Here is a 4392-nt window from a genome sequence, read left to right on the forward strand (position 1 = left end):
CAGGGCGAAGCCGCCGAGCCGACCGTGACCAGATGCGGGTCGTAAAGCTTCCAGACCGGAAGCTCGCCCAGGTCCTCAAGTTAGTGCGACAGCGTCACAAACCACGAATTTTGGCAGTCAGCTCCACCTATGTAGCAGGTGGAGTATGATGGAACCGCCAATGAATTACGGCAAAACAAGAAAAGTTTTACCGTACGCTATCAATGAATTTTTTGGCCGCTTCTTCATCAAGAATAAATGGTGAAAGCAAGTCGTAAACATATTTTTTCTTCTGAGCTTCATTCCAATCGGCCCATGATCTTTCGCTGCGAGCTCTAGTTAACGCGACTTGCCACTCTCGCCTGCTTTGGTCGATGCTGAGCCACTCATCCCAAGCGTGGTTAACTTGATCTTTGTTTTTGCCGGCTTCAATTTCTTGTAGCAGTTTGACAAGCTTTTTATGCATTTCTGAAATTATGGGACTTGCCGAAATATCTAGATCGTTCGGCTCATCGCAGAATTTTGCTTCTAGCAACGCCCTATGAAGAGCCAACAGCTCATGATAGTCACTCACAGTGAAGCTTTTAGAAGTCATTTTCTTTTACCTCAAACGTACCATGCCTTGAATCTCGAAGCGCACCTCTATGAACAAGCTCGTTAGGCTGTGTGCCACGCTCGAAATTAACACCTTCGTTCAACTCTATTTCCACCCGATGAGTGCCCTTGGAACCTCCCCGCCCAAGGAATAATTCATTGTTTGCGTCTTTCGCTTTCACTCTTAACCGGTATTCATTGCCGGGGCGAAAGGACCTGGAATATAGGAATGCCCGTTTGGATCTGATTTATTGACGGGATCATTTGCGGCATATGCATATCTGTTCGGTCCGACGCCATCGATGATGGGGTCCCAGTCGTCGGGGGAGATAAGCGGCCGAAGGAGGGGTCCATGTAGCGGGCGTTGAGATACATCAGGCCCGTTTCAGGATCATGCCGCTCGTTGATATAGCCCTTTTGCGTGGCCATCGCCGCATTGGTCGGCTCGCCATAGGACGCATAGGCCGTCTGCTCGATCAGAGTGCCCGTCGCATCGGTCACGAAGCGCACCGATGACAGGTGGTCGTGGTGGATGAATTGCGGGCTGGTGCCCACCAGCTTGATGTCCATATGCGGATAGCGGGTATAGGCACCAAGCCCATAGACACCCGCCGAGACCGGCGTTCCCGTCGCATCGATCTCTGTAGAATACTGTATATTCGTCTCGGAACGCTTATAACCACTCTTCCCAATCGACAGGATGGTTGAGTTTTTGACGTCAAAGAATAATGTCGGAGTCTAGTTAGTAGGAAGCAAAACTATCTACGTCTCTTGCGAGTGCGCGAATATCATCGTCATCCCAGTTGTTCTTTGAACAACAGATTAGTGCCGCCCTTGAGGCATCCAAGATTTGATCAAACAACTCACTTGCTGAAAATTCCATCAAATACTCAGGCTTAGACACATCTCTTTCAAAACAAGCAATGGAAACATTCTCCTCATCAATTCTATTTAGTTCGATATAGAATGGTCCATCCATAAACTCCAAATGTTCAGCATCAGAGCGGTTTGAATGAATTTTTGCAACCGCTGTCAGCCACCATCCAAGTAGAACGATTACAAAATCACTCCAATTCTTTTCAGGAAATTGATGCTCATCAAACTCAAAATACACAATCCCGGTAACTAGAGAATCAGATTTTTTTTCATAGGAATTCTCGTCAGTCTTAACAACGCAATTTCTCATCGAGTAATCCTCACCGGTGAGGGTAGGCACTTTCTATAGTTCTTGTTTTAGTGTTAACCCACATCTCAATTTTATTACCTCTTACTCGAACTCGATCGCCTTGTGTCGACATTTTCTTGCTAAACCTATATGCTTGTCTGATTGTTCTTTCGATCTGTTTCTCAGTCATATGCTCCGGAAAAGTGGTCTTTCGCGAACCGGCACCGATACGTGACCCACCCCTTACGTGCCCACTTAGAATATGCCTCATATTTATTCTAACACTTTTCCAAGATGGCAAATTGACTGCTTTTACCTTGTTGCTGGTGCTGCGGCCATTTCTAACCGACAGAGACATGCGTTGTATTTGTTCCGAAGTTAACGGCGGTAGGCCCTGGTTTGCTCTATCCGCGTTTACTCTTCGCAACATGGCTGCTTGTTCCGAATAGCGGCCCGATATCGGACCAAGTCCATTCGGAGTGGTTCCAAGCGCCTTCGGATCATTGCTTTGAGCCACCTCGTAGCAGCCGCCGCACTCGTCGTAGTATTCTATTCCAAAGTTGGTGTGATACCTATTGTAGTCTTCTTCGGTATTTCTGCCCCCGTCGCGTGCGTCTGCCGAAACGTCCGGATTGACGCTGTGCCCCGTCGGATCTGATTTATTGACGGGATCGTTTTGTGCGTAGGCGTATCTGTTCGGTCCGACGCCATCGATGATGGGGTCCCAGTCATCGGGCGAGATGAAGCGGCCGAAAGAGGGGTCCATATAGCGGGCGTTAAGATACATCAGGCCCGTTTCAGGATCATGCCGCTCGTTGATATAGCCCTTCTGCGTGGCCATCGCCGCATTGGTCGGCTCGCCATAGGACGCATAGGCCGTCTGCTCGATCAGAGTGCCCGTCGCATCGGTCACGAAGCGCACCGACGACAGGTGATCGCGGTGGATGTATTGCGCGCTGGTGCCAACCAGCTTGATGTCCATATGCGGATAGCGGGTATAGGCACCGAGTGCGTAGATGCCGGGTGAGACAGGGCTTCCCGTCGCATCGATCTCGGCATCGGCATCCGGATAGAGCGTATCGGTACCGGCGCCGACCTTGCGCACCCGTTTGCCGTCGGGCCCATAGGCAAAGTCGATCGTGGCCGATAATGCGCTGATTGCGTTGCTTAACCGTCCAACACAGCCGCGGGGAAGTTAGAACAACAACTCAAAAAATTCTGACTTTTGCGATCTAGCCTTCAAACCTTAGTTCTCCGACTACTGCGTCGCCACGAGTGACTATTAGAGTGGGATAATGATTGCGTACTATCTGTTCAAACTCGTCCGACATGATTCCGACTTCTACCACTCGCGATTCACCTTCACGCCATGGCAAACTGTCACCGTGGTTCGATTAAAATAAGCAATGCTTTAAGAATGAGCGCGATCATATACTTGATGCATATTGTGTTCATATACCAAACTATTTTGAAAATCAGTGATTAGTCAACAAACCTAAGCATGGCTCAACCTCCGAAATACCGATAATCCATTCAGATATTTTTTCACCATCTTCTGAAATCGTTTCCCTTTTCGGAATAGATTTGTACGGATCAGATTCATCAAAGGTTTTCTCAAGCTCGGCAAGTAATAAAACCTGATTCTGAAAATGCACCTTTTCCCCAATTGCATAAATCGGCCACCAAATTATGAAATTAGCGATTGAAGGGTCGTACATATTTGTAATGATAGCAGAACATTTTTCACCATCTATCAGTCGCGTCAAAGCTTCCTTCCATTGACAAAAATACCGCTCCCGATTCCAATATGACAAAGATGTCTGAAATTTTTCCTCAAATTCTCCAATCCGGATACTGCCATCAGATACAATAATTCCGCCTAACACATGACTTTTATTACTTAAATTGATTGAAAGCGTCGACATAAACTAATCCTTTATTCTGTTCTTAAGATCGAAATCCCAAGTTCCTGTTCTTCTACCCTTACTGTCGAACATCTTCCATCCATTTGTCACGTTGTGGCCATCAGCATCGGGAGATATGTACTTCTTGCCATTCGTGAACACTGGTTGCCCATGAGAATTGAACGGTGATTTTTGCGGAGGAATCCGCTTTTTGTATCCGAGTTTTTCAGCTTGTTTACGTATAGCATTGATTAGGGAATTCTTGCTGGATGCTAGATTGGCTCGCGCTCTTGCATCAACTGTGGGCCCAACTCCGCTAGGTGGCACCGGGGCTGCAACACTTTCTTTGTTACCTGATGGCCTGTTCGGCGGAGTCGCTTCTGAGGGGTGGCTCCTTTTTGATCCCTTTCTAAGGTCCCTCATGGGCACTGGTGGTCTCGAAGTTGGAGTTGCTATTTTCTGGTATGAATTCCATTTCTCTTTTGCATTTTGCGGTCCACGATCTATTCCTGGTAAATGGGGCAACGAATCCGCCATCTGTTTTTCTGCCTCAGTCGGCTCCCGCCCCGCATCAGGATCCGTGTAGGACCCTGCTTGTTCACCGGTTAGATCCTGCGGATCGATCGCATGCCCGTTCGGATCGGATTTATTGACGGGATCGTTTTGTGCGTAGGCGTATCGGTTTGGTCCGACGCCATCGATGATGGGGTCCCAGTCATCGGGGGAGATGAAGCGGCCGAAGGAGGGGTC

Annotated in this window: 6 protein-coding genes; all 6 read right to left on the reverse strand. The window is 48.2% G+C overall.

The genetic code is table 11. From position 1 onward, the window contains the following. Positions 1 to 187 precede the first annotated feature (187 nt). Positions 188 to 574: a hypothetical protein gene (locus OOZ53_RS26380; protein ID WP_271092786.1), complete on the reverse strand. Its 387-nt coding sequence runs from the start codon at positions 572 to 574 to the stop codon at positions 188 to 190. Positions 575 to 768: 194 nt separating this feature from the next. Next, complete coding sequence (locus OOZ53_RS26385) at positions 769 to 1143, reverse strand: RHS repeat domain-containing protein (protein WP_271092787.1); 375 nt, start codon at positions 1141 to 1143, stop codon at positions 769 to 771. A gap of 172 nt (positions 1144 to 1315) precedes the next feature. After that, positions 1316 to 1759 (reverse strand): hypothetical protein, encoded by a 444-nt coding sequence (locus tag OOZ53_RS26390; RefSeq protein ID WP_271092788.1) that lies wholly within the window; start codon positions 1757 to 1759, stop codon positions 1316 to 1318. 10 nt (positions 1760 to 1769) lie between these two features. Next, positions 1770 to 2843, reverse strand: a complete 1074-nt coding sequence (locus tag OOZ53_RS26395; protein ID WP_271092789.1) for an RHS repeat-associated core domain-containing protein — start codon at positions 2841 to 2843, stop codon at positions 1770 to 1772. A 370-nt stretch (positions 2844 to 3213) separates the two neighbouring features. Further along, positions 3214 to 3663, reverse strand: a complete 450-nt coding sequence (locus tag OOZ53_RS26400) for a hypothetical protein (protein ID WP_271092790.1) — start codon at positions 3661 to 3663, stop codon at positions 3214 to 3216. A gap of 3 nt (positions 3664 to 3666) precedes the next feature. Next, on the reverse strand, positions 3667 to 4392 hold a 726-nt coding region (locus OOZ53_RS26405; protein ID WP_271092791.1), incomplete at its 5' end, for an RHS repeat-associated core domain-containing protein.

Origin of the sequence: Allohoeflea poritis, from assembly GCF_027889715.1 — a bacterium.
GTDB classification, from domain to species: domain Bacteria; phylum Pseudomonadota; class Alphaproteobacteria; order Rhizobiales; family Rhizobiaceae; genus Hoeflea_A; species Hoeflea_A poritis.

Coding starts and splice junctions, on each gene's coding strand:
- OOZ53_RS26380 (WP_271092786.1), bottom strand. CDS start 574: ATGACTTCTAAAAGCTTCACTGTGAGTGACTATCATGAGCTGTTGGCT.
- OOZ53_RS26385 (WP_271092787.1), bottom strand. CDS start 1,143: ATGGACATCAAGCTGGTGGGCACCAGCCCGCAATTCATCCACCACGAC.
- OOZ53_RS26390 (WP_271092788.1), bottom strand. CDS start 1,759: ATGAGAAATTGCGTTGTTAAGACTGACGAGAATTCCTATGAAAAAAAA.
- OOZ53_RS26400 (WP_271092790.1), bottom strand. CDS start 3,663: ATGTCGACGCTTTCAATCAATTTAAGTAATAAAAGTCATGTGTTAGGC.